The 22,445-nt window shown below is 61.6% G+C and carries 19 protein-coding genes and 1 tRNA gene; 12 read left to right on the plus strand and 8 right to left on the minus strand.

What is annotated here, in order from left to right; genetic code table 11:
- Positions 1-67 precede the first annotated feature (67 nt).
- Positions 68-1,117 carry an NAD(P)/FAD-dependent oxidoreductase gene (locus ACJO3T_RS14390; protein WP_406978891.1) on the plus strand — a complete coding sequence of 350 codons (1,050 nt, stop codon included), beginning with the start codon at positions 68-70 and terminating at the stop codon, positions 1,115-1,117.
- Here ACJO3T_RS14390 and ACJO3T_RS14395 read toward each other — a convergent pair.
- The gene (locus ACJO3T_RS14395) at positions 1,098-2,570 is read right to left on the minus strand and encodes an HD domain-containing protein (RefSeq protein WP_406978892.1); all 1,473 of its coding nucleotides are present in this window, start codon (positions 2,568-2,570) and stop codon (positions 1,098-1,100) included. The two genes, ACJO3T_RS14390 and ACJO3T_RS14395, sit on opposite strands and share 20 nt — an antisense overlap.
- Positions 2,571-2,687: 117 nt before the next feature.
- On the opposite strand from ACJO3T_RS14395, the gene ACJO3T_RS14400 reads away from it, so the two are divergent.
- The 6 genes from ACJO3T_RS14400 to ACJO3T_RS14425 all read left to right on the plus strand — a co-directional run bounded on the left by ACJO3T_RS14400 (position 2,688) and on the right by ACJO3T_RS14425 (position 7,422).
- Positions 2,688-3,929, plus strand: coding sequence for a PP2C family protein-serine/threonine phosphatase (locus ACJO3T_RS14400; RefSeq protein ID WP_406978894.1), 1,242 nt, complete (start codon positions 2,688-2,690; stop codon positions 3,927-3,929).
- A 51-nt stretch (positions 3,930-3,980) separates the two neighbouring features.
- Positions 3,981-4,472, plus strand: coding sequence for an STAS domain-containing protein (locus tag ACJO3T_RS14405; protein ID WP_328190008.1), 492 nt, complete (start codon positions 3,981-3,983; stop codon positions 4,470-4,472).
- Positions 4,473-4,523: 51 nt separating this feature from the next.
- Positions 4,524-5,621, plus strand: coding sequence for an NAD(P)H-dependent glycerol-3-phosphate dehydrogenase (locus ACJO3T_RS14410; protein WP_406963264.1), 1,098 nt, complete (start codon positions 4,524-4,526; stop codon positions 5,619-5,621).
- 2 nt (positions 5,622-5,623) lie between these two features.
- Positions 5,624-6,076: a SixA phosphatase family protein gene (locus ACJO3T_RS14415; protein ID WP_406978895.1), complete on the plus strand. Its 453-nt coding sequence runs from the start codon at positions 5,624-5,626 to the stop codon at positions 6,074-6,076.
- Positions 6,077-6,181: 105 nt separating this feature from the next.
- On the plus strand, positions 6,182-6,748 hold the full coding sequence (locus ACJO3T_RS14420) for a DUF1285 domain-containing protein (RefSeq protein WP_406963262.1): 567 nt from the start codon (positions 6,182-6,184) through the stop codon (positions 6,746-6,748).
- A 212-nt stretch (positions 6,749-6,960) separates the two neighbouring features.
- Positions 6,961-7,422 (plus strand): FKBP-type peptidyl-prolyl cis-trans isomerase, encoded by a 462-nt coding sequence (locus ACJO3T_RS14425; RefSeq protein ID WP_406963261.1) that lies wholly within the window; start codon positions 6,961-6,963, stop codon positions 7,420-7,422.
- 111 nt (positions 7,423-7,533) lie between these two features.
- On the opposite strand, the gene ACJO3T_RS14430 is transcribed toward ACJO3T_RS14425, so the two are convergent.
- Complete coding sequence (locus tag ACJO3T_RS14430; protein ID WP_406963260.1) at positions 7,534-9,186, minus strand: electron transfer flavoprotein-ubiquinone oxidoreductase; 1,653 nt, start codon at positions 9,184-9,186, stop codon at positions 7,534-7,536.
- A gap of 680 nt (positions 9,187-9,866) precedes the next feature.
- Between ACJO3T_RS14430 and ACJO3T_RS14435 the strand changes: the two genes are divergently transcribed.
- The 3 genes from ACJO3T_RS14435 to ACJO3T_RS14445 all read left to right on the plus strand — a co-directional run bounded on the left by ACJO3T_RS14435 (position 9,867) and on the right by ACJO3T_RS14445 (position 12,968).
- On the plus strand, positions 9,867-10,616 hold the full coding sequence (locus ACJO3T_RS14435; RefSeq protein ID WP_406963259.1) for an electron transfer flavoprotein subunit beta/FixA family protein: 750 nt from the start codon (positions 9,867-9,869) through the stop codon (positions 10,614-10,616).
- On the plus strand, positions 10,617-11,558 hold the full coding sequence (locus ACJO3T_RS14440; RefSeq protein WP_406963258.1) for an electron transfer flavoprotein subunit alpha/FixB family protein: 942 nt from the start codon (positions 10,617-10,619) through the stop codon (positions 11,556-11,558). It begins immediately after the preceding gene.
- Positions 11,559-11,720: 162 nt separating this feature from the next.
- Entirely contained in the window at positions 11,721-12,968 is a 1,248-nt protein-coding gene (locus tag ACJO3T_RS14445; protein ID WP_406978896.1) for a saccharopine dehydrogenase family protein, read from the plus strand.
- Here ACJO3T_RS14445 and cydC read toward each other — a convergent pair.
- Genes cydC through ACJO3T_RS14465 form a run of 4 tightly spaced genes read right to left on the minus strand, consistent with a single transcriptional unit; the run spans position 12,965 to position 18,681 of the window.
- A complete protein-coding gene (cydC, locus tag ACJO3T_RS14450; RefSeq protein WP_406978897.1) occupies positions 12,965-14,596 on the minus strand; it encodes a thiol reductant ABC exporter subunit CydC in 1,632 nt (543 codons plus the stop codon). The genes ACJO3T_RS14445 and cydC overlap by 4 nt on opposite strands.
- Positions 14,589-16,265, minus strand: coding sequence for a thiol reductant ABC exporter subunit CydD (gene cydD / locus ACJO3T_RS14455; RefSeq protein ID WP_406978898.1), 1,677 nt, complete (start codon positions 16,263-16,265; stop codon positions 14,589-14,591). The genes cydC and cydD overlap by 8 nt, the downstream gene beginning before the upstream one ends.
- Positions 16,266-17,267: a cytochrome d ubiquinol oxidase subunit II gene (cydB, locus tag ACJO3T_RS14460; RefSeq protein ID WP_406963254.1), complete on the minus strand. Its 1,002-nt coding sequence runs from the start codon at positions 17,265-17,267 to the stop codon at positions 16,266-16,268.
- Position 17,268: 1 nt separating this feature from the next.
- A complete protein-coding gene (locus ACJO3T_RS14465) occupies positions 17,269-18,681 on the minus strand; it encodes a cytochrome ubiquinol oxidase subunit I (RefSeq protein WP_406978900.1) in 1,413 nt (470 codons plus the stop codon).
- Between the two features lie 293 nt (positions 18,682-18,974).
- Between ACJO3T_RS14465 and ACJO3T_RS14470 the strand changes: the two genes are divergently transcribed.
- A tRNA-Leu gene (locus tag ACJO3T_RS14470) sits at positions 18,975-19,061 on the plus strand.
- A 141-nt stretch (positions 19,062-19,202) separates the two neighbouring features.
- Here the strand turns inward: ACJO3T_RS14470 and ACJO3T_RS14475 are convergent.
- A complete protein-coding gene (locus ACJO3T_RS14475; RefSeq protein ID WP_406978901.1) occupies positions 19,203-19,538 on the minus strand; it encodes a YegP family protein in 336 nt (111 codons plus the stop codon).
- A gap of 322 nt (positions 19,539-19,860) precedes the next feature.
- On the opposite strand from ACJO3T_RS14475, the gene ACJO3T_RS14480 reads away from it, so the two are divergent.
- A complete protein-coding gene (locus ACJO3T_RS14480) occupies positions 19,861-21,021 on the plus strand; it encodes a C4-dicarboxylate TRAP transporter substrate-binding protein (protein WP_406978903.1) in 1,161 nt (386 codons plus the stop codon).
- A 124-nt stretch (positions 21,022-21,145) separates the two neighbouring features.
- On the opposite strand, the gene ACJO3T_RS14485 is transcribed toward ACJO3T_RS14480, so the two are convergent.
- A complete protein-coding gene (locus tag ACJO3T_RS14485; protein ID WP_406978904.1) occupies positions 21,146-22,441 on the minus strand; it encodes a DUF1552 domain-containing protein in 1,296 nt (431 codons plus the stop codon).
- Between the last annotated feature and the right edge of the window lie 4 nt (positions 22,442-22,445).

The raw sequence follows: 22,445 nt of genomic DNA on the forward strand, positions 1-22,445 counted from the left end.
TACGATGGCAGCGAATGCTGCGCCCTTAACTACGTTGGTCACCAACGTTCTGGATGTTCAGGAAACCATGTTTGATTCCCACAAGACCCAATCCGTAATACGTCGTGTCGCGATTGTTGGTTCAGGGCTCGCCGGTCTGGTCACTGCAACCAGGCTTCGTGCCGCTGGTGTCGAGGTGACACTGTTCGAAAAGAGTCGTGGCCCCGGTGGCCGCATGGCCGCCAAGCGATTGCCGGAGCCCGCCGGTGGTTCGGCGGACATCGGCGCCCAGTACTTCACCATCCGCAACCCGGAGTTCCGGCAGTTCCTGGACCAGTACGCCGGACCGTCCGCCTATGGTGAGTGGAATGGTGTTTTCCGCTACCAGGACAGTGAGCAGGGCTGGCAGGATATGCGGTCGGCCCAGCGCTACGTGGGGATTCCCAGAATGTCCGCGATTACACGGGCGATTTCCCGGGATCTCGACGTGCGGTCCGGCATTCGTATCGCCCGGCTGAAACGGGACAGCGATGGCCTCTGGCAGCTCCGGGATACTGACGGCAAGGTCTATGAGCGGTTTGATGCGGTGGTACTGACGCCGCCACCGGCGCAGACAGTGGAATTGCTGTCCGGCAGTGGCCTGGCGGAGCTTGCTGGCGATCTGAACATCCGGGTCAGCCACATGCAGGCCTGCTGGACGGTAGTGCTCCATTTCCCGGAGGGTGCCGGAGCAACCTTCCAGGCGTTGATGCCGGACAGCCGCCGGTTGCACTGGATTGCCAACAACTCCAGCAAACCCGGCCGTGACGACGAGGGCGAGTGGTGGGTGCTTCACGCGGACCCGGACTGGTCCGATGCCCATACCGATACGGCCCCCGAACAGGTCCGCGAAGAGTTGCTGGAAGAGTTCCGGGCCTGCAGCGGCATTACCGCCCTTCACCGGGAGTCCCTGGTGCACCGCTGGCTTTATGCCCGCCCCCGGGCCCGCACCACGCCGGGACACCTCTGGTTCCGCGACAGTCGCCTTGCCATTGCCGGCGACTGGCTTGAGGGTGGTCGCGTGGAGGGCGCCTACAACAGCGCCTCCGGGCTGGTCGGCCGGCTGGAATCGGAAGGCCTTATTCCGACGTCCCGGTAACTTCCCGGGGGCGCAGGTAGAAATGGGTGATGGTGCCATCCGCAAATTTACTGAAGAAGGCGCTCACATCGGTGATCCGTCGCAGGCGCCGGGTGCGGGAAATCGGGTCACGGACCAGCACCTGGATGCCGTCGAAGCTTTCTCCGATGCGGGAGAATTTGGCCCGCATGGTGCACGTCACCACATCCCCGGGTGGCAGTGACAGCTCCCGGGCGAGCCAGTGCCGGTGGGCGCCCAGTTCGTCCGGCTCCAGGTTCTCCCGGGTGTCCAGGTGGTGCAGCTTGACCCGGTCCACGATGCACCGGGAATAGCTGGCGGGCCGTCGCCGGGCGATGCGCCGGAAGGCCTCCCAGAAGAAGCTGTCGGTGAGATCGGAAAAATAGCCGATGTCACTTAGGCAGATGTTGATCCAGTCGAAAATCTCCGGATCTTCCAGGGCTTCGTTGATGGCCTCCCGCAACAGCCAGTCAAAACCCAGCGCCGTCTTGTGGGCATAGACCTTGCGGTACATCTGGTAGCGGCTGTAGACGAAATCCTCCAGCGCCCCCAGCCCCTTGTGGGTGATGGCCAGGCCCAGCCAGGGCGTGCGGGTATCCCAGCCGAACCGCAGGTTGCTCAGCAGGTGATCCAGGTTGAACCCGCCGATGGTCACCGACGAATGGAAGCCGTCCCTCAGCATGTAGTCGGCCCGGTCAGCGTCGATCTCGCCGGACACAATGGACGACAGCATCCCCATCACCAGCTTCGGAATATCGGCGTTACGCAGCCGGCCCGAATCCGAATCTTCGCCGGCAATGAATTCCCAGAAGGTATGGGCATGGCGGCAGAACGCCTCGCTGGGGGTGACCTCGGTGGTCTCCATGATGCCCATCACATCCTCCAGGTATAGCCCCGCCTGCTCCAGGTCAATGCTGGTCAGGATCTCGTGGGCAACTCGTACTGAATAGTGCTCATGTTCCAGCTCCGCCGGAGGCTTCCGGAAATACCGCGTGAAATCCGCCCCTTCCCAGAGCTGTTCAAACCGGTTCGGCTGGGCCATCAGTTCATGGATGCGCCGTGCTTGGGTGAACTGGTGAGAGAAGCTGGAATGGCCGCTGTCATGGAGCAGACAGCCCAGCCGGATGGTCTTGGAGAGGTAATCGATGGCGTCAAGCTGGCTGAGGGTCAGGTCCACCTGTTCACTGAGCTGACGCTCCCGCAGATAGGCATCAATCATGGCGCGGAACATGCGCCCGCCCACATGCATCACGCCCACGCTGTGCAGGAAGCGGGAATGGGTGGCGCCGGGAAAGACCAGGCTGAGGATATCGTTCTGGCAGATATTGCGCAGGCGCTGGAACAGGGGATGGTCGATGACCCGTATTTCGTGGCGGTAAAGGGGGATGCCGCCGTGAACCGGATCCATGATGATCTTGTCATAAGCACCGAGAAGGTCATTGACCGCCTTGCGCATGATTAAACCTCGCCGGGAAAACAGGTTGGGTACTTGTTATATCACAGCACCATGCCAGAATACCCAGTATGCGGTAACCGGTGATCCCGGCATAATTGAAACAATGAAGGTCGAAGCATGGCAGCGCGCACCGAGCGCATACTGATTATCGATCCCGACGAATCCGCTCGTGGGGAGCTTGACCGCTATCTGGTCTCCCGCGGTTTCTATGTACACGGTTACGGCAGTATATCCGATGCCCGTCAGCTCTTTGACGACCGTCCTCCGGACGTCATCTTTGCGGACCTGCCTCCGTCTACCATCCGGGAACTGACCACCTGCCTGCGCAGCGACGGTGCCTTTATCCCGCTGATTGCCTGCTCCCACGCCACCGATGCCGCCGAGGTTATCGAGGTGCTGCGGGCCGGGGCGGTGGATTTCATCCTCAAGCCGGTAACGGACCGGTCGATGGTGGAGGAAGTGCTGGGGCGCATTTTCGATCGGGTTCGGGTGCACCGGCTCAACCAGCTTTACCGTCAGGAACTGGAGGAGGCCAACACCGACCTGCGCGAGGGGATCTCCGAGCTCAGGGCCGATCAGCGGGCCGGGCGCAAGGTCCAGCTCAAGATGTTGCCGGATCACCAGGTCATGCTCAATGGCCTGGCCATTGACCACCTGATCAAGCCGTCCCTGTTCCTGAGCGGCGATTTCCTGGACTATTTCCGGATCTCCGAGGACCTGACCCTGGTGTACATCGCCGACGTTTCCGGCCATGGCGCCAGTTCCGCCTTCGTCACCGTATTGCTCAAGAACCTGACCAACCGGCTCCAGCGCAACCTGCGCCGGGGATCGTCGGACGACATCCTGTATCCGGAGCGCTTCCTGCAACGGATTAACTCTGAATTGCTGGATACCGGGCTGGGCAAACATGTCACGGTATTTGTGGGGCTCATCTCATCCTCGGCCAGAACCCTGCGTTACGCTGTAGGTGCGCACTTTCCGATGCCCATGATCTCGTTCAGGGATGGGGAAACGCGGTTCCTGGAAGGGTCCGGCCTGCCGGTGGGGCTTTTCGATGAGCCGGAATGGGAGGAATATGAAATCCCCCTGCCGGGGCCGTTTCACCTGTTCCTGTTTTCCGATGGCATCCTTGAGGTTCTGAAGGCGGAGAATCTGGATAAAAAGGAACAGCTATTACTTGAACTCGTATCAGGAGGCCGTCACACTATCGCATCGCTGAGCGACGCCCTGCACCTGGAAGGGACCGCAGAGCTCCCAGACGACATCGCGATCGTGTCGGTATCCGATATCACAGTGACCGATTCCGATTTGCATGGCGTATCTGTCACTGATGCCGGGAAGCCGGCGGGTGTCGGGTGAGTCAAGCTCACCGGGCGTTTCCGTTTTGTCGAATGACTGGCAGTAGAAGACATGGCTGGCTATAAGATTCTGCAGGCTGAGAAGCAGGGGATTTACGTCCTCAAGTTTATCGGTGAAATCCGTCTCAACCTGTGCTCGACGCTGGATAACCTGGTGGAGTCCATCACTTCCGATCCGGCGTTCAAGACCGTGGTGATTGATCTGACGGAAACCGAGGTGATCGACAGCACCACTCTGGGGTTGCTGGCCAAGATCGCCATGGCCGCCAAGAAGCAGAGTCATTTTCTGCCGACGCTGATCTCCACCAATCCGGACATCACCCGCATCATTACGTCGATGGGGTTTGACCGGATTTTTATTATTGTGCGGGAACCGGCGTCGCGCATCGAAGAACTCGAGGAGATTCCCGTACTCCGTGCCAGTGAGCAGGAAGTCCGGGACAAGGTACTGGATGCCCACCGCGTACTGATGGGCCTGAACAGCCGTAACCGGGAGGAGTTTCACAACCTGGTACGCGCCCTGGAGTGCGAAGACACCGGCTGATTCAGCGTGACATGCCCCAATCAGCCACGCGCGGGCCGAAACGGAAGCTCTATGTCTGAAAACAACCCGCCCGGCGACGGGCAATCGTCCCCCTCATCTCCACAGGCATCACCCGGGGGCAAACGACACGTTGCCGTCCTGGGCGGCGGCAGCTTCGGCACGGCCACGGCCAAGGTGCTGGCGGAAAACGGCCATACCGTCCACTTCTGGATGCGCGACGAAAACCAGGCCCGGGAGCTGGCGGAGAAGCGCACCAACAGCCGCTATATGCCAGGCGTCGAGATTGAAGGCGACCTGCAGCCCACCACTGATTTCGCCACCGCCGTTGCCGCCGCGGACACGGTGTTCGTGGCCATCCCCAGTAAGGCCTTCCGAGAGGTTATCCGGACCCACGCCGGCGAGTTCCGCCCCGGGCAGATCGTGATCAGCCTGACCAAGGGTATTGAGCGGGAAGGGTTCAAGCTGATGAGCGAGATCCTCCAGGAGGAAATCCCCCGTACCCGTATCGGTGTCCTCAGTGGTCCCAACCTGGCGGCGGAGATCGTCAACCGGGAGCTCACCGCTACGGTGATTGCTGCCAAGGATCCGGACGTCCGTCGGGAGGTCCAGGCCCTCCTGGGCTGTGAGTATTTCCGGGTCTATGCCAATGTCGACGTCTATGGGGTTGAGCTTTCCGGCGCCCTGAAGAACATCTACGCCATCGTCGCCGGGATGGGCGCCGCCCTGGACCTGGGGGAGAACGCCCGTGCCATGCTGCTGACCCGTAGTCTGGCGGAGATGAGCCGTTTCGCGGTCAGTCTGGGGGCCAACCCCATGACCTTTATGGGGCTGGCCGGTATCGGTGACCTGGTGGTGACCTGTACATCGTCTAAGAGCCGCAACTACCGTGTCGGCTACGCCGTCGGCAAAGGCACGGCACTGGACGACGCGGTGGCCGAGCTGGGGCAGGTGGCCGAGGGCATACACACCCTGCTGCTGGTGAAGGAAAAAGCTGAGTCTGTGGGGATCTACATGCCCCTGGTGAAGGGGCTATACGATATCCTGTACGGCGGGGCCTCCATCAAGGCCGTGATCAGCGGCCTGATGACTGCGGTCCAGAACTCCGATGTGGAGTTCATTCTGCCGCGAACCCTGGCGGGGCAGGGCTGACCATGAACCTGCTGGTGATGCGCCATGGTGAGGCGGGCTGGCATTCCATCGACCAGGAACGGGAGTTGACCGAGTCCGGCCGCAAGGGGTGCGCGCTGGTTGCCCGCCAGATCGCCAGGTCCCACTGGCGCCCCCGGGAGATCTGGGCCAGTCCCCTGGTACGGGCGCGCCAGACAGCCGCCATTGCGTCGGAGATCCTCAATTGCCGGGTCACGGAGAAGCCCTTCCTGACCCCCGAGGACGACCCCGGTCTGTGCCTGGATGCCCTACTGGAGGAGCCGGTAGCCAACCGGATCATGATCGTGTCCCACATGCCCCTGGTAGGTGCCCTGGCAACGCTGCTGGTAGACGGTCATCGCCATGGTATTCCCTTTATGACCAGTCAGGCGGTGGCCCTGGACATGCCGGTGGTGGGCCCGGGCTGCGCCGACCTGCGGGAGCAGTTTCTGCCCTGACAGCCCGCCCTTTGGCTTCGGGCCTTGTAACCCACCACAAAAAACCCCATTTCCACATCATGTCGTACCCCATACTTACGTATCCCTATGATCAGGAGGACACCCATGAGCCAGGATCCCAAGCGTCTGGAGGAGCAGGTGAGGGCGGCCGCCGTTGAAGCCGGCGATCTCCCGCCCATTGAAAAATGGCACCCGGACCTGTCCGGTGACATTGATATCCGTATCGCCCGGGACGGTGCCTGGTATCACGAGGGAGAGCCGATCCAGCGCGAGGCGATTGTGAGGCTGTTCTCAACCATCCTGCGACGGGAGGAGGACGGTCACTACTATCTCGTGACCCCGGTCGAAAAGTGGCGCATCCGGGTGGAGGATACGCCATTGCTGGCCCACACTCTTGAGAAGGAGGGAGAGGGCGAGCGGCAGACGCTGGCGGTAACCACCAATGTGGGCGAAAAGCTGCTGCTGGGCACCGAGCATCCGCTGGAAGTGGGGCAGTACGAGGATGGCAGCCCCCGTCCCCTGGTCCGGGTTCGCCGGGGCCTTGAGGCAAGACTGGTCACCGCGGCCTATTATGAACTGGCAGACCTGTTGGTCGAAAACGAGGCAGCCGGAGGGGCGCCGTCACTCGGTGTCTGGAGCGGTGGGGAATATTTTCCGGTGGGTAACGGTTGAAAAGCTGTCCGGCGTCTCCAACATTGGGGGTAACACGGTAGAAATGGCCGTCTGACACTTGTTAGACTGGTATTTCTGTTTTGTTATCGAACCCGGCTCTCACATGAGAGACCCGGTTGTCGTTAGTTCCTCTGTGCAGTCCGACTGTTCAAGATCACTTTCGATCAACCGAATACACATTTTACAGTCATTACGACATGCAAGGAGAAACCATGGCCCAACCTCGCGTTGTTACCATTCATTACACACTGACCAATGATCAGGGAGAAGAGCTGGACTCCTCCCGCGTGGAAGGTCGTGAGCCACTGTCGTATCTGGAGGGTGCACAGAACATCATCGGCGGTCTCGAGAACGCGCTGAATGAGAAGGAACCTGGCGACCAGGTCAAGGTTTCCGTTGACCCCGCAGAAGGTTACGGCGAGAAAAATGACGAGCTGATCCAGCCGGTTCCCCGCTCCGCTTTCGAGGGTGTGGACACCATCGAGCCGGGCATGCAGTTCCAGGCGCAGACCCCAGGCGGTCCCCAGATCGTTCGGGTGGTCGAGGTAAACGACGAAACCGTCACCATCGACGCCAACCATCCGCTGGCCGGTGAAACCCTCCACTTTGACGTGGAAGTGGTTGAAGCCCGTGACGCAACGGATGAAGAGCAGGAGCACGGTCACGCGCACTAAGCCGGACCCGGTTTCCTGTACAGAAAGCGGCCTTATGGCCGCTTTTTTTATGCTTTTTCAAAGGCACAAAAAAGGACCCCCGAAGGAGTCCTTTTGGTTGCCGAACCGGTGTTACATGTTCGGGTAGTTCGGACCACCGCCACCTTCCGGTGTTACCCAGGTAATGTTCTGGGCCGGGTCCTTGATGTCGCAGGTCTTGCAGTGGACACAGTTCTGGGCGTTGATCTGGAACGTCTTGCCACTGCCATCTTCCGCTTCCACCACCTCGTAGACACCCGCCGGGCAGTAACGCTGTGCCGGTTCGTTGTATTTCGGCAGGTTCTGCTGGATGGGGATATCCGGGTCCGTCAACTTCAGGTGGATCGGCTGGTCCTCTTCATGGTTGGTGTTGGAAATGAACACCGAGGACAGCTTGTCGAAGGTCAGGGTATTGTCCGGCTTCGGATAGTCGATCGCCTTGCACTGGTCCGCCGGCTTCAGGGTGGCGTAATCCGGCACGGTATCGTGGAACGTCATCGGCAGCGGGCGGCCCAGGATATTCTGCTCGATAAAGGCAATGGCACCACCGCCAACCATGCCGAATTTATGCATGGCCGGACCGAAGTTGTGCTCCTTGAACAGCTCCTTGTACAGCCAGCTGTTCTCGAAACGCTCCTGGAAGCTGCTGATCTCCTCACCGGCCTTGCCTTCCTTGAGCGCTTCAAAGACGGCTTCTGCACCCAGCATGCCGGACTTCATGGCAGTGTGGGAGCCCTTGATCTTGGAGAAGTTCAGGGTGCCGGCATCACAGCCCAGCAGCAGGCCACCCGGGAAGCTCATCTTCGGCAGCGAGTTCAGGCCGCCCTTGGTGATGGCGCGGGCGCCGTAGGACACGCGCTTGCCGCCTTCCAGATACTTCTTGAACTCCGGATGCGTCTTGAGCCGCTGCATTTCATGGAACGGGCTCACGTGGGGGTTGCTGTAGGACAGGTCGGTGATCAGGCCAACATACACCTGGCCATTTTCCAGGTGGTACAGGAAGGAGCCGCCGGTGGTGCCGGACTCGTTCAGGGGCCAGCCGGTACTGTGAACCACCAGTCCCGGCTCGTGTTTCTCCGGATCGATATCCCACAGTTCCTTGATGCCGATACCGTAGTGTTGTGGGTCCTTGCCTTCGTCCAGCTTGAAGTCGTTGATCAGGCGCTTGCCCAGGTGGCCGCGACAGCCCTCGGTGAACAGGGTGTACTTGGCGCGCAGCTCCATGCCCGGCATGTAGCCTTCCTTCTCGCTGCCGTCGCGGGCAACGCCCATGTCACCGGTGATGATGCCCTTGACCTGGCCATCCTCAACGATGGTTTCGGCTGCCGGGAAGCCCGGGTAGACCTCAACGCCGAGTCCTTCGGCCTGCTCGGCCAGCCAGCGGCACAGGTTGCCCAGGCTGATGATGTAGTTGCCTTCGTTGTGCATGTTCTTGGGCACAAAGGCATTGGGGATCTTGGTGGCCTTGTCCTGACTCTTCATCAGGAAGATGTCGTCACGGGTGACCGGCGTGTTCAGGGGCGCACCTTTCTCTTTCCAGTCCGGGAAGAGTTCGTTCAGGGCGGTGGGCTCGAATACGGTACCCGCGAGGATGTGGGCGCCGATCTCGGAGCCTTTCTCCACCACGCATACGGTCAGTTCCTCGCCGGCTTCCTGCGCCAGTTGCATGGTGCGACAGGCTGCCGAAAGGCCCGCGGGCCCTCCGCCGACGATCAGAACATCAAATTCCATGGATTCGCGTTCCACGTTGGTCTCCTCAAACTTCTCATCAGTTGAACAGAAGGAATCTGGCACGTTCGGGTGCTGACCGAATTCAGCCCAGGGCAGGTGGCGCTGGGCGCACGCTGCTCGCAACCCTTCATCTTTTATTAAAGCAGAACCACAGACCTGACGGCTTCTGCCGTGGCCTTTGCCCTCAGGGCAAAACGCCTATGATACCGGACACCCGGCTGTATAACGACAGTTTACCCCGCATTTCATTCAGTTCAAACGACCGTTTGAATGCGGGAGCCTTTTCTGGCATGTTACCACCGCATTACCGAATGGGGCGCAGCTCTGCCAGGGAAAGGTCGCAACCGGATAGCTAGTAAAGGGAACTATACCATATTTTGCGAAACAGTGTTTCGAAAACAGGCCCGAAAATGCCTTTCAGGCCTCAAAATCAGAACAGGTGGTGGCATTATCCGGATGTGAATGCGTCTCAATACGGCATTAACTATTGACCCGCCCGGTCTTTGCCGTCAGTATTATGGCGCCCTGACAGCAGGTCCCATGGAGTTTTTGCTGTTTGAATCAACGTTCGGGCGCCTTTTCCAGGCGTTCGAAGCGACAGGAATCATGAATACTCTGGTGTCGCCCCAGGCGGGTTAGTCGAGAGTCTTTCTGATTACGAGTCATTAAACCCATCGTAGAAGAACGAGGAATCTATGAAGGTTCTGGTCGCGGTAAAACGAGTTATCGACTACAACGTGAAGGTACGCGTCAAGCCGGACAACTCCGGTGTTGATCTTGCCAACGTCAAGATGGCGATGAACCCTTTCTGTGAGATCGCGGTTGAAGAAGCGGTCCGCCTCAAGGAAAAGGGCGTTGCCAGCGAGATCGTCGTGGTTTCCATTGGTCCCAAGGCTGCTCAGGAGCAGATCCGTACAGCCCTGGCACTGGGTGCGGATCGCGGTATCCACGTTGAAACGGACGAGGAAGTCCAGTCACTGGAAGCTGCCAAGCTGCTGAAGGCGGTTGTCGAGAAGGAAGAGCCCAAGCTGGTTATTCTCGGCAAGCAGTCCATCGATTCCGACAACAACCAGACCGGCCAGATGCTGGCCGCGCTGACCGGAATGGGGCAGGGCACCTTCGCTTCCGAGGTTGTTGTTGAGGGCGAAAAGGTCAACGTCACCCGTGAAGTGGACGGCGGCCTGATGACCCTCTCCCTGAACCTGCCGGCGGTTGTAACCACCGACCTGCGTCTGAACGAGCCGCGTTACGCTTCCCTGCCGAACATCATGAAGGCCAAGAAGAAGCCGCTGGATGCCACCACCCCGGCCGACCTGGGTGTTGACATGGCTCACCGTCTGGAAACCGTCAAGGTTGAGGCTCCGGCCGCACGTCAGGCTGGCATCAAGGTAGAAGACGTAGCCCAGCTGGTCGACAAACTGAAGAACGAAGCGAAGGTGATCTAAATGAGCATCCTGGTATTTGCTGAACACGATAACAGCAGCCTGAAGCAGGCTACCCTGAGTGTCCTGGCCGCGGCCAAGGAAATCGGCGGCGATATCGACGTTCTGGTTGCCGGCGAGAACTGTGGTGCGGTTGCCGAGCAGGCTGCCAAGGCCGATGGCGTCAACAAGGTACTGGTTGCCGACAACGCGGTCTATGGCCACAACCTGGGTGAGAACCTGGGTGAGCTGGTCGCCGAGGTAGGCAAGGGCTACAGCCACATCCTGGCCGCTGCCGGCACCACCGGCAAGGACTTCATGCCCCGCGTTGCGGCGCTGCTGGACGTTGCCCAGGTTTCCGACATCATGGGCGTTGTAGACGCTGACACCTTCGTTCGTCCGATCTATGCCGGTAACGCCATAGCGACCGTCAAATCCAAGGACGACACCAAGGTGATCACCGTTCGTCCGACCGCGTTTGATCCGGTTGCCGGCGAGGGTGGTTCCGCTGCCGTCGAGAACCTGGATGTGGTCAAGGACGCTGGCGTTTCCTCCTTCGTGAGCGAAGAGCTGGCCCAGTCCGACCGTCCTGACCTGGCAAGCGCTGACATCGTGATCTCCGGTGGTCGCGGCATGCAGAACGGCGAGAACTTCAAGATGCTGGAGCAGGTTGCTGATCTGCTGGGCGCTGCTGTGGGTGCATCCCGCGCCGCCGTTGACGCCGGCTTCGTGCCCAATGACATGCAGGTTGGTCAGACCGGCAAGATCGTTGCCCCGCAGCTGTACATTGCCGTGGGCATCTCCGGTGCCATCCAGCACCTCGCGGGTATGGGCGACTCCAAGGTGATCGTTGCGATCAACAAGGACGAAGAGGCGCCGATCTTCCAGGTAGCCGACTACGGCCTGGTTGCCGACCTGTTCGAAGCTGTACCCCAGCTTGAAGAGGAACTGAAGAAAGTTCTGTAAGAACCTGCTTCAGAAAGAAAAAGGGGCACCTGAGGGTGCCCCTTTTTTGTGTCTGGTCCTGCTATTTTCCCGTGGTTGTTGGAACCCGCTCTGCTATGCTGGGATGCTCTGGACCAGGCCTGACAGCTTGCACCCATACCCCATCAGCGACAGGAGAATCGCATGGAACCCCGGTACGATATCGTACTCTTCGGCGCCACCAGTTTTGTGGGCAGGATACTGACGCGACGCATGGCGGAGCGTCATGGTTTCGGATCACTGGACGATAACGGCGGCGTTCGCTGGGCCATAGCCGGTCGCTCCAAGGCAAAACTGGATCAACTGAAGGACGAGCTTGGCCCCGGCGCCGTGGACCTGCCCATGGTGATTGCGGATGCGGCGGACGAAGACTCCCTGGCCGCCCTGTGTGAACAGACCCGGGTGGTGGTCTCCACGGTGGGACCGTATGCCCTGTATGGGGAGCCCCTGGTCCGGGCCTGCGTGGACAGTGGCACCGATTACTGCGACCTGACCGGCGAGGTGCAGTGGATCCGGCGGATGATCCAGCTCTACGAGGACCGGGCCAAGGCCTCCGGCGCTCGTATCGTCCATTGCTGTGGCTTTGATTCAGTCCCGTCGGACCTGGGGGTCTGGCACCTGCAACAGGAGGCTGTTGCCCGCTTCGGGCAGCCCTGCCAGCAGGTGAAGATGCGGGTCAAGGCGGCCAAGGGGGGGCTCTCCGGCGGTACCGTCGCCAGCCTGATGAACGTGGTGAAGGAAGCCGCCTCCAACAAGGCCCTTCGCAAGGAACTGGCCAACCCGTTCTCGATCTGCCCGCCGGACCATCGCTCTGCCGTACGCCAGCCCAACGTGAAGTTCGCGGAGTTCGACCCGGAACTGGAATCCTGGGTGGCACCCTTCCTGATGGCGGCGATCAACACCCGGGTGGTGCACCGCTCCAACGCGCTGCAAGATGCTCCCTACGGGACAGAGTTTCTCTATGACGAGGCCACCATGACCGGTCGGGGGCTGAAGGGCAGGGCCGCGGCCATGGCCCTGGCCGGCGCCATGGGCGGGTTTGCCCTTGCCACCGCCATCAAGCCGACCCGCTGGGCCCTGGAGCGCTTTGTGCTACCGGAATCGGGAGAGGGCCCGGACGTGAAATCCCAGGTGCAGGGCTTCTACGATCTGCGTTTTATCGGCCTTACCGAAGGCGGCCAGACCATCATCACCAAGGTGACCGGCCAGGGCGACCCGGGGTATGGTTCCACCAGCCGTATCCTCGCCCAGGCGGCGGAGTGTCTGGCGTTCGATGTACCCGAGGATGCCCCGGGTGGTTTCTGGACACCAGCCAGCCTGCTGGATGGCAAGCTGCTGGAGCGACTTAAAAACAATGCCCGGATGACCTTCGAGGTATTGTCAGCCAGCTAGTCCAGGTTGATAGCCATGTCGGCATCGGGCAGTGTGTCGGTGTCGTGGGCGGCCAGGATGCAGGTTCGATTGGCCAGCCAGGGCTCAATCCGGACCTTGATCCGTTCCCGGGTCGCCTCGTCCAGGCCGGTAAAGGGCTCATCCAGTAATAGCAACCAGCCGGGGCGGAGCAGGGCCCTGGCCAGGGCCACCCGACGGCGCTCACCGCCGGACAGGTGCCGCCCCTGGTCGCCGATCCAGGTATCCAGCCCCCGGGGCAGCCGTTGCACCAGTTGTGTCAGGCCGACAGCCTCGATGATGGCCCATAGTTCCTGTTCCGTGGCATCGGCCCGGGCCATCAGCAGGTTGGCCCGCAGGCTGTCGCTGAAGAAGTGTGTGCGCTGGCTCAGATAGCTGACACCGCCACGCCAGGATGGCAGCGTCGCCGGATCAAGCGGTTCACCGGCCAGATGCACCTGGCCCTCCACCGCACCGGATACCCCCGCGAGATAGTCCAGTAGCGTCGACTTGCCGGAACCGGACCGACCCACCAGTGCCAGTCGCTGCCCGGGCTGTAGTGTCACCGTCAGCGGCGGGAACAGGTGCTCGTCATTGCGCACGGCAACCAGCGACGACAGGGCGACCACTCCCGGTGATACGGGAGGTACGCTTTCCCGTGGCTGGGGCCGACCTTCCCCGTTCAGGCGGGTGGCCGCCCCCAGGGTGGCGCCCAGTCGCCCGAAGGCGGCCGGCAGCCCGGTGAAGGCCTCGCCAAGACCGAGCACCGCCAGGGTAAACAACAGCGCCACCGGCCCGCTTAATGCCCCATCACGCCACAGCGCCAGACCGGTCCAGAGGGAGAGGACCACCGCCAACTGGATGGCCAGCAGGGTGATGCCATTGGCCACGGCGGTGCGGGACTCGATGGACTGCCTCGCCCGGTCCAGGCGGCGGCTGCGGTCCAGCAGGGAGCGGGCCTCATCGGTCCAGTGATGGGCGGCCTGCAGTTCCGCCATCCCCTCGATGGCATCCACCAGTTGGCCTCGGAGCGCTTCTTCCTGATATCCCTGGCGGCGGCTGATCCCCAGGGTGGATCGCGCCAGCAGCCACAACACTGCCGGCAGCAGGGCCAGCGGAACCAGCGCCAGCAGCAGAGGCGGCGCCACGGCCACCATGACACCGGCCAGCAGCACCAGGCCTGCCAGTGCCATGGCCGGCGGCGCCACCAGTTGCAGGTAGAGGGTATCCAGGGTATCGATGTCCCGAGTCAGGCGATTGAGCCAGTCCACCGCCCGTTTCCGGCCCAGGGTGTCCGGTGATGAGGCTGCCAGACGCTGGAAGAACACCACCCGGATATCCGCCAGTAGCCGCAGCACCGTATCGTGGTTGTAGAGGCGTTCCAGGTAACGGGACACCGTCCGGCCCAGGGCGAAGAACCGGATACCGCCGCCGGGGGCGTAGATATTCAGATAGGCGCTTCCCCCGGAGGCCAGGATCAGCCCGGTCAGGGCCGTGGCGGTGATGAACCAGCCGGAAAGCGCCAGCAGGCCAACACCGGCGAGTATGGTGGCGAACATCAGCAGCCCACCGACCAGCAGGCGCTGCCGATGCCGCAGGATCAGCCGCAACCAGGGATAGAGTTCAGCCATCGGCCAGCCTCCCGTCCGCCAGTGCCAGCCGCCGGTCCGCCACCGCCTTGAGGGCCTGGTGATGACTGGCGATCACGATGGTGATGCCGAGGTCCCGCAGTGACCGGATGGCGTCGATGACCTGTTGCTCACTGCGGGCATCCAGCCCGGCGGTGGGTTCGTCCATCAGCACCAGCCGGTGGCGGGCCAGGAACAGGCGCGCCAGGGCCAGGCGCCGGGCCTGCCCGCCGGAGAGGCCGGCGCCGCCCTCGCGGATGGTGGTATCGAGGCCGTCGGGGCGATTCCTGACCAGTTCCCCCAGACCCACCCGGGCCAGGGCCTCCAGCAGTTCATCGTCCGAGGCATCCGGTGCTCCAAGCCGCAGGTTGCCGGCCCAGGAGTCAGCGCGGACAAACGGCGTCTGACCGAGCCAGCCGAAGGGCTCCCCGCCCGGTTGCTGCCCGAAGGTACTGACATAGCCCGCGGACGGCGCCAGGAAGCCCGCCATGGCATTCAGCAGAGTGGTCTTGCCGCTGCCGGAGGGACCTTCCAGAAGCACCAGTTCCCCCGCCCTGATCTCCAGAGACACCCCAGCCAGCCCCGTGCGGCCATCCGGATAGGTGACGTTAAGCTGGTGGACATGGACCGCCGTATCGGGAGCTGTACTGGTGCCTGGCTCCACCTCCGGTGCCGGGTGAGGGCGGTCATCCAGCCGTGCCTGGAGCTGCGCGGCGGCCCCGAGGGCGGTGGCCCGGTCGTGGTAATGTTGGGCCAGTTGCCGTAACGGCTGGAAGAACTCCGGCGCCAGCAGCAGGATGAACAGCCCGGAGAACAGGGTCAGGTCCGGGGAGGGGCCATACTGGATATATCCCAGCAGCCCGAAGCCGATATAGATGGCGATCACTGCGATGGCCACCGAGGCAAAGAACTCCAGTACGGCGGAGGACAGGAACGCCACCCTCAGGGTCTTCAGGTTGATCCTCCGGTACTCGTCCGTGGCCCGGGCGATCCCTTCGGTGGCCGGTTCCGTGTACTGGAACAGTTGCAGTGTGGTCAGCCCCCGTAGCCGGTCCAGGAAGTGACCCGACAGCCGGCCCAGGGTTTCCATGTGCTGCTGGTTCAGCTTTTCCGCCCCCATGCCCACCAGCGCCATGAACAGGGGGATCAGTGGTGCGGACAGCAGCAGGAACAGCGCCGCCAGCCAGTCCAGCCAGACCACGGTAGCCAGGATCATCACCGGCACCACCACACACAGGATCATCTGGGGCAGGTAGTGGGCATAGTAACCGTGGAGGGCATCCACCTGATCGATCCATTCCGCCGCCAGGGTACCCGCCGACTGCCGGGCAAGCTGCACCGGGCCTGACGCGCCCATGTGGTCCAGCAGTTCCTGCCGCAGGCGGCCCCGCACCTCGTCGCTGGCCCTTGCCGCCAGGTGGTTCTGGTAACCGGTGGCCACCGAACGCACCAGCAGGGCCACCAGTACCATCCCGACCACCGGGAGCAGTTGGCCGGTACTGGCCTCCTCCACCAGCGTGCCGTGGGCAATCCACGCGATGCCCGCCAACTGGACGATGGTCGCCAGTGCCACAACGGCCCCGGCCAGGGCGGCCAGGCGAATGGAGACAAGGGCGGGGCGCTGGCGTTCCTTCAGCCAACGCGCCGCCTCACGGGGAGAGCCAGATGCCACCTAGTGGTAGCCTTCGCCAGCCTTGACCTTGCCCCGGAACACCCAGTAGGTCCAGGCGGTATAGCCCAGCACCACGGGAATCACGAACAACAGCCCCAGCAGCAGGAACAACTGCGAGCCGTAGGCGGATGAGGCATCCCACAGGGTGTAGTCCGGCGGCACCACGTAGGGCCACTTGCTGACGATCAACCCCAGGTAGGTGAAGATAAACAGGCCCATGGTGGCCACAAAGGGCATGCCATCCTGGTGGCGTCGAGTGGAGCGGAAGATCATGTACGCGCATACCAGCCCCAGGGCCGGGAAGATCCAGATCAGCGTCAGGTTGTTGAACCAGCGGTCACGGACGAACTCATCCACAAAGGGTGTCCAGATGCTGATGATGGCAAACACCGCCAGTACTGCAACCAACAAGGGGGTCACCAGCCCGCGGGCCCACTGCTGGATGTAACCCTCGGTCTTCAGCACCAGCCACGTGGCCCCGAGCAGGCTGTAGCCCGCCAGCAACCCAAAGCCGGTCAGCACGCTGAAGGGAGTCAGCCAGTCCAGGGCGCCGCCGACATAGACACCATTGGCGGTCTCGAAGCCCTCGATATAGGCCCCCACCACAACGCCCTGGGCGAAGGCGGCAATGGTGGAACCACCGGCAAAGGCCCAGTTCCACAGGTAGCGGGAGGTGTTGGCCTTGAAGCGGAACTCGAAGGCCACGCCCCGGAAGATCAGCCCCGCCAGCATCAGGAACACCCCGATATAGAGCGCCGGCAGCAGGATCGAATACACCATGGGGAAGGCCGCCAGCAGGCCGGCACCACCCAGCACCAGCCAGGTCTCGTTGCCGTCCCACACCGGGGCCACGGAGTTCATCATCACATCCCGGGCGTCCTCGTCCGGGGCGAAGGGAAACAGGATGCCCACGCCCAGGTCGAAGCCGTCCATCAGCACATACATGATCACGCCAAAGCCGATGATAAAGGCCCAGATCAGGGCCAGATCGAACAGTTCCATATCAGTATCCCCCCTGGCGGACGACGTCCTCGTTGAACTCGAATGGCACATGGGCGGCGGACAGCGGTCGCTTGGGATGATCGGATTCGTGGGTATCATCCTTTGCTTCCATGCCGTCGTGGAGCACCCGCATCAGGTAGTAGACGCCGGCGGAGAACACCAGGGCATAGACCACGATATAGCCAATCAGGGTAAACAGCGCCATGCCGCCGGTGAGGGACGGCGTCAGGCCCTCGGCGTGGGTCATCATGCCGTACACCAGCCAGGGCGCCCGCCCGATCTCGGTCACGAACCACCCCGCCAGTACCGCAACGAACGGGGTGAAGGACATCAGACGCAACCCGTTCAGGAACCAGCGGTTGGTGGCATAGCGCCCGCCGGGGCGCAGGAAAAGACCGGCCAGGGTAAAGGCGATCATCAGCACACCAAGCCCGACCATCACCCGGAAACTCCAGAACACAAGGGCCACGGGGGGCTGTTCCTCCGGCGGAGCCAACTCCAGCCCGGGGACCTCACCCTGTACGTCATGTTTCAGGATCAGGCTGGCCATACCGGGAATGCCAACCTCGAAATGATTGGTCTGGCTGTCCTGGTCGGGCAGGGCGAACAGCAACAGGGGAACGTTGGTATCCGTCTCCCAGTTACCCTCCATGGCGGCCACCTTGACCGGCTGGTGCTCCAGGGTATTCAGGCCGTGGAAATCACCGATAACCGCCTGCAGGGGCGCAACCAGCAGGAGGAACCACAGGCACATGGACAGCGCCTTGCGATTGGTTTCCACCTCACGGCCCCGCAGCAGGTACCAGGCACTGACCCCGGCCACCACAAAACTGCCGGTCAGGAACGACGCCACCACCATATGGGCGAAGCGGTAAGGGAAGGACGGGTTGAAGATGGCCTCGGACCAGGACAGCACATGGAAGACCCCGTCCCGGAATTCCACCCCCTGCGGGGTGTGCATCCAGCTGTTGGCCGACAGGATCCAGAACGAGGAGATGAATGTGCCCACCGCCACCATGATCGCCGCCAGCAGGTGGACACCCGGTGGCACCTTGTCACGCCCGAACAGCAAGACCCCCAGGAAAGCCGCCTCCAGGAAGAAGGCCGTCACCACCTCGTAACTGAGCATGGGGCCGATGAAGTTGGCGGTGGCCTGGGCAAAGTTCGACCAGTTGGTGCCGAACTGAAACGACATCACGATCCCGGACACCACCCCCATGCCGAACACCACGGCAAACACCTTGGTCCAGAAGGTGGACAGTCGCGTCCAGACTGGGTTCTCCGTCTTGAAGGCCAGGGCCTCGAGGGTGGCAATGAATGACGCCAGGCCGATGGTAAACACGGGAAAGATCGCGTGGAAGGAGACCACGAACGCGAACTGGATTCGCGATAGCAACAGGGGATCGAGCTCCATTGGAACCTCCGGTAACCACAGTAGTGAGGGAAGAATACTTCCACCCAAGCAAACCGCCCGATGATTGTGCAGTTCTTGTTGTACCGGCAGATGCTTACGATGCTAACCCAACCATAGCTCAATCCCAATGGGACGGAATGTCGCAGGGGTTGATATACCGCAAGATCGTGGTGGAATGCCCCCCAGGGGCGGATGAGGTGAACGGGGCCACCGGCGAGTCCAGCGTCACCGCCCCGGAATTGCGTTGACGGCCAGGGCCTTATACAATCCGGCCCTCCACGATTGCTCGCCCTGCCCGGGTGGTGAAATTGGTAGACACTGGAGACTTAAAATCTCTTGACCGTTAGGTCGTGCCGGTTCGAGTCCGGCCCCGGGCACCATTCGAGCACTCAATACAGAAGAAGAAAACTTCTATCAGTTCCAGGGCAACTGTTAGTCGGATCGAGTAGCCACCTTCTCGGGCGGCGACTACCCGATCAGGTAACGGGCAAGCGGTTAAGGGGCTCTAAAAGGCAATTGCTTCAAGCAACCTCTTCCACCGCCGCATCAGGCGCATGGTTTTGCACCGACTTGGCACCGCTTTCAGCCCCCTGTTTTGATGAGTATCCCTGGCTGGCAAGGATGACTTCCTGATTACCAGCTTTGAGGTTGAAGTACCATTTCCCTCCATTGCCCTCGAAGACGGTAAAGCGTTCCTCAAGTGCGGCGTTCTTTTTTACGGATTCGATACCGTTGGTGGCGCCAGACTTCGATTTATAGCCCTGGGAGGCGCCGATGGTCTCGCCGTTACCAGCTTTCAGGCGGAATCGATATTCTCCTGCTTTATCTGTGTACAACTCGAACTTTCCGTTTGCCATTTTGTTGTCCTTATTGGTTTGATCAAGCTATTTCGGTTGGGATGTGGTAAGCGGCCATGCCGCTTCATTTGATGCTAGCACACGATTCCCAGGTTTCGAGTTTGCGGCTCAACGGCACTTCCCTTAAGGATAATGAAGGATGTTTCGATGGACAGGGAGGCCAGAAATAAGAGTGCAAGAACCGTCTCGTCGGAATGGACGATTTTTAACCAAACAGTTGATTGGTCATATGGCCGGGGCTACTGTGTCAGGACATGAATTGTATCGGGTTTCCGTCCCGTGACTCTTCGCAATACAACAATAACGCCCAGGGAGTCGTGCCATGTCCAAACCAAGCCTTTTCCGTACCCTGTCTGCCAGCCTGTTGATGGGGGGAGCCGCATTGGCGACCACCGCCCATGCCGAGACGCTCAGCTATGCCTTGGGGTATCCCCCCGGGAGTGATTCGGCCAAGGCCGCCCAGAACTATGCCGACCGGGTGGAGGAGTTCTCCGGCGGCTCGCTGACCGTCAAGGTGTATCCGCTGTCGCTGCTCAACTTTGCGGAAACGTCCGCTGGTGTCCGGGATGGTATGGCGGACATTGGTTACCTGCTCAGCCCGTACTTCCCGTCCGAATATCCCCACACCAACCTGTTGGCGGAAGCGGCGATGCAGCTGCAGCTTTTCGGGAAGGAAATCCAGGGCAAGGAAGGGCCTGCCTATATCGGTGCCCTGGCCGAGTACATCTTCTTTCAGTGCGAGGAGTGCCTGGAGGACTTCCAGGCCCAGAATCAGGTCATTACCGGCATCGCCTCAAGCTCCAACTACATGCTCAACTGCAGTGAACCGGTAACCAGCCAGGAGGACCTGGAAGGCAAGCGGCTGAGATCGTCGGGTTCACAGTGGTCCCGCTGGGCGGAGCGTTTTGGCGCCAGTCCGGTCACGCTTTCCGGCAACGAAGCCTATGAGGCCCTGGACCAGGGCGTTGTGGACTGTGTGGTTATTTCCGCGCCGGATCTTGAGAACCTTGGCATCATCGAGGCGACCACGGATATCACTACCGATGTACCCGGTGGCGTGTTTGCGGGGGCTGAGATCACCAATACCAACCGGGACCGCTGGCAGAGCCTGACCGACGAGCAACGCCAGGCCATGCTGCATGCCGGTGCCTATATTTCCGCGGAGATTCCGTGGGTGTATCACCAGCGGGAAGCCGAGGTGCTGAAGCGGGCCCGGGAGGAACTGGGCATCGAGCTGCACACCGCGTCGGAGGACCTGGCCGCCGCCACCCGGGAGTTTGTACGTGAGGATATGGAGGTTATCGCCCAGTACTACGCCAAGACCTATGGTGTGGAAAACGGTGCCGAGATGCTTGAGGAATTCCGGCCGGTCCTGGAGAAATGGGTGGACCTGGTAAAGGACGTGGATAGCCAGGAGGAACTGGCGGAACTGTACTGGAAAGAGGTCTTCTCCCGGGTTGATCCATCCACTCACGGGATGTAACGCCCGACCAGCGCGCGTAAAAAAGCCCCGGCGTGTCGCCGGGGCAGCATTTTTTCTCTTTCTCAGACCGAGTTGTTGTTGTACCTGCGGATAGCGCCACGTCCCTGTGGCGCGCAGTACCATTCTAGGCCAGCAGGCCGGGCAGGCCGCCGGTGCCGTGGCCGGTGTAACCGAAGCTGTCGATGTCGACGTCCAGCATGTTGGCGATGGACACCAGCAGCTTGCTGTGGGCGTCGCCAGCAAAGTCCACGTAGCGGCCGGTCTGCAGCGCCCCGCCGGCGTTGCCCGCCAGGATGAAGGGCATGTTCCGGTGGTCGTGGGCGTTACTGTCGCCCAGTTCCGAGCACAGGAAGATGACCGTGTTGTGCAGCAGGCTGTTGCCATCGGTATCCGTGCGGCTGGCCAGGTTCTCGATCAGGTAGCGGAACTGGTGCATGTGGTACTGCTTGTACTGCACGAACTTGTCCGCGGTGTCGCTGTCCCGGTTGCCGTAGTGGGAGGTGTCGTGGTGGCCCTGGTCGATGCCCTCCACCCGCAGCGGACTGACCGGGTGGGACCACATCAGTGAGGCTACCCGGGTCATGTCGCAGGAGAAGGCCTCGGTGATCAGGTCCATTTGCAGGCGCCCGATGGTCTGGTAGTGCTCGTCCAGGTGGATCTTGGGCGGGTAGCCGTTCCAGCCCTCGGGCACGGTGAAGTTGTCACTGTTGAAGCCCCCGGTGTTGCACACGCCGGCTTCCGCCCCCGCATCCAGTATCCGGGATTCCACCTCGCGCAGGCTCTGGGTGTGGAACTCCAGTTTCTCCCGCTCGTTCTGGCCCAGTTTGCTGTTCATGGCGTTCAGGTCCGCCAGCACCCGGTCTAGGATGCTGCGTTTGCGGCGGTCCGCCAGCGGCTCGCCACCCCCGTTGCCACCGCCACCGAACATGGTGTCGAAGGCGTTGATGGGGTTGTCGTTGGGGGTGATGGGCACGTTGCCGGAACTGAAGTTGAACACGTTGCCTTCACCGTTCTGGAAGGTGGCGGCGACCCCCAGGTTCATGGACTTGAACGGTGTGGCGGAGCCAAGGCGCTGGGCCAGGAAGTAGTCCAGCGACTCGGTGTGGTTGCCGGTGAGTACCTTGGCAACACCGCCCTCGTGGGTGTGGCCACCTTCGTACATGTTCAGGCCGCTGGCGAACAGGCAGTGCTGCCGCACGGACTCCAGCGGGCTGGTCATCTCGTTAAGCTGGAAATCAAACTCGCCGCCGGTGGGGTGGAACCGCTCGGGGATACACCCGTCCGGGATGTACATGAAGACGGCACGCTTGGCGATGGCGCCCTGCGCTGTCGCAACCCGGGCCCAGGGCATCGTCGCCAGGGGCAGCGCGAGCGCGCTGCCACCAAGGCCTTTGAGAAACTGACGTCTGTTGGAATTCATGACG

The organism is Marinobacter shunpengi (genome assembly GCF_045449715.1).
Classification (GTDB): domain Bacteria; phylum Pseudomonadota; class Gammaproteobacteria; order Pseudomonadales; family Oleiphilaceae; genus Marinobacter.

Excerpts from the sequence above, each read along its gene's own strand:
- ACJO3T_RS14390 (WP_406978891.1), top strand. The coding sequence starts at position 68 with ATGTTTGATTCCCACAAGACCCAATCCGTAATACGTCGTGTCGCGATT.
- ACJO3T_RS14395 (WP_406978892.1), bottom strand. The coding sequence starts at position 2,570 with ATGCGCAAGGCGGTCAATGACCTTCTCGGTGCTTATGACAAGATCATC.
- ACJO3T_RS14400 (WP_406978894.1), top strand. The coding sequence starts at position 2,688 with ATGGCAGCGCGCACCGAGCGCATACTGATTATCGATCCCGACGAATCC.
- ACJO3T_RS14405 (WP_328190008.1), top strand. The coding sequence starts at position 3,981 with ATGGCTGGCTATAAGATTCTGCAGGCTGAGAAGCAGGGGATTTACGTC.
- ACJO3T_RS14410 (WP_406963264.1), top strand. The coding sequence starts at position 4,524 with ATGTCTGAAAACAACCCGCCCGGCGACGGGCAATCGTCCCCCTCATCT.
- ACJO3T_RS14415 (WP_406978895.1), top strand. The coding sequence starts at position 5,624 with ATGAACCTGCTGGTGATGCGCCATGGTGAGGCGGGCTGGCATTCCATC.
- ACJO3T_RS14420 (WP_406963262.1), top strand. The coding sequence starts at position 6,182 with ATGAGCCAGGATCCCAAGCGTCTGGAGGAGCAGGTGAGGGCGGCCGCC.
- ACJO3T_RS14425 (WP_406963261.1), top strand. The coding sequence starts at position 6,961 with ATGGCCCAACCTCGCGTTGTTACCATTCATTACACACTGACCAATGAT.
- ACJO3T_RS14435 (WP_406963259.1), top strand. The coding sequence starts at position 9,867 with ATGAAGGTTCTGGTCGCGGTAAAACGAGTTATCGACTACAACGTGAAG.
- ACJO3T_RS14440 (WP_406963258.1), top strand. The coding sequence starts at position 10,617 with ATGAGCATCCTGGTATTTGCTGAACACGATAACAGCAGCCTGAAGCAG.
- ACJO3T_RS14445 (WP_406978896.1), top strand. The coding sequence starts at position 11,721 with ATGGAACCCCGGTACGATATCGTACTCTTCGGCGCCACCAGTTTTGTG.
- cydC (WP_406978897.1), bottom strand. The coding sequence starts at position 14,596 with ATGGCTGAACTCTATCCCTGGTTGCGGCTGATCCTGCGGCATCGGCAG.
- cydB (WP_406963254.1), bottom strand. The coding sequence starts at position 17,267 with ATGGAACTGTTCGATCTGGCCCTGATCTGGGCCTTTATCATCGGCTTT.
- ACJO3T_RS14465 (WP_406978900.1), bottom strand. The coding sequence starts at position 18,681 with ATGGAGCTCGATCCCCTGTTGCTATCGCGAATCCAGTTCGCGTTCGTG.
- ACJO3T_RS14475 (WP_406978901.1), bottom strand. The coding sequence starts at position 19,538 with ATGGCAAACGGAAAGTTCGAGTTGTACACAGATAAAGCAGGAGAATAT.
- ACJO3T_RS14480 (WP_406978903.1), top strand. The coding sequence starts at position 19,861 with ATGTCCAAACCAAGCCTTTTCCGTACCCTGTCTGCCAGCCTGTTGATG.
- ACJO3T_RS14485 (WP_406978904.1), bottom strand. The coding sequence starts at position 22,441 with ATGAATTCCAACAGACGTCAGTTTCTCAAAGGCCTTGGTGGCAGCGCG.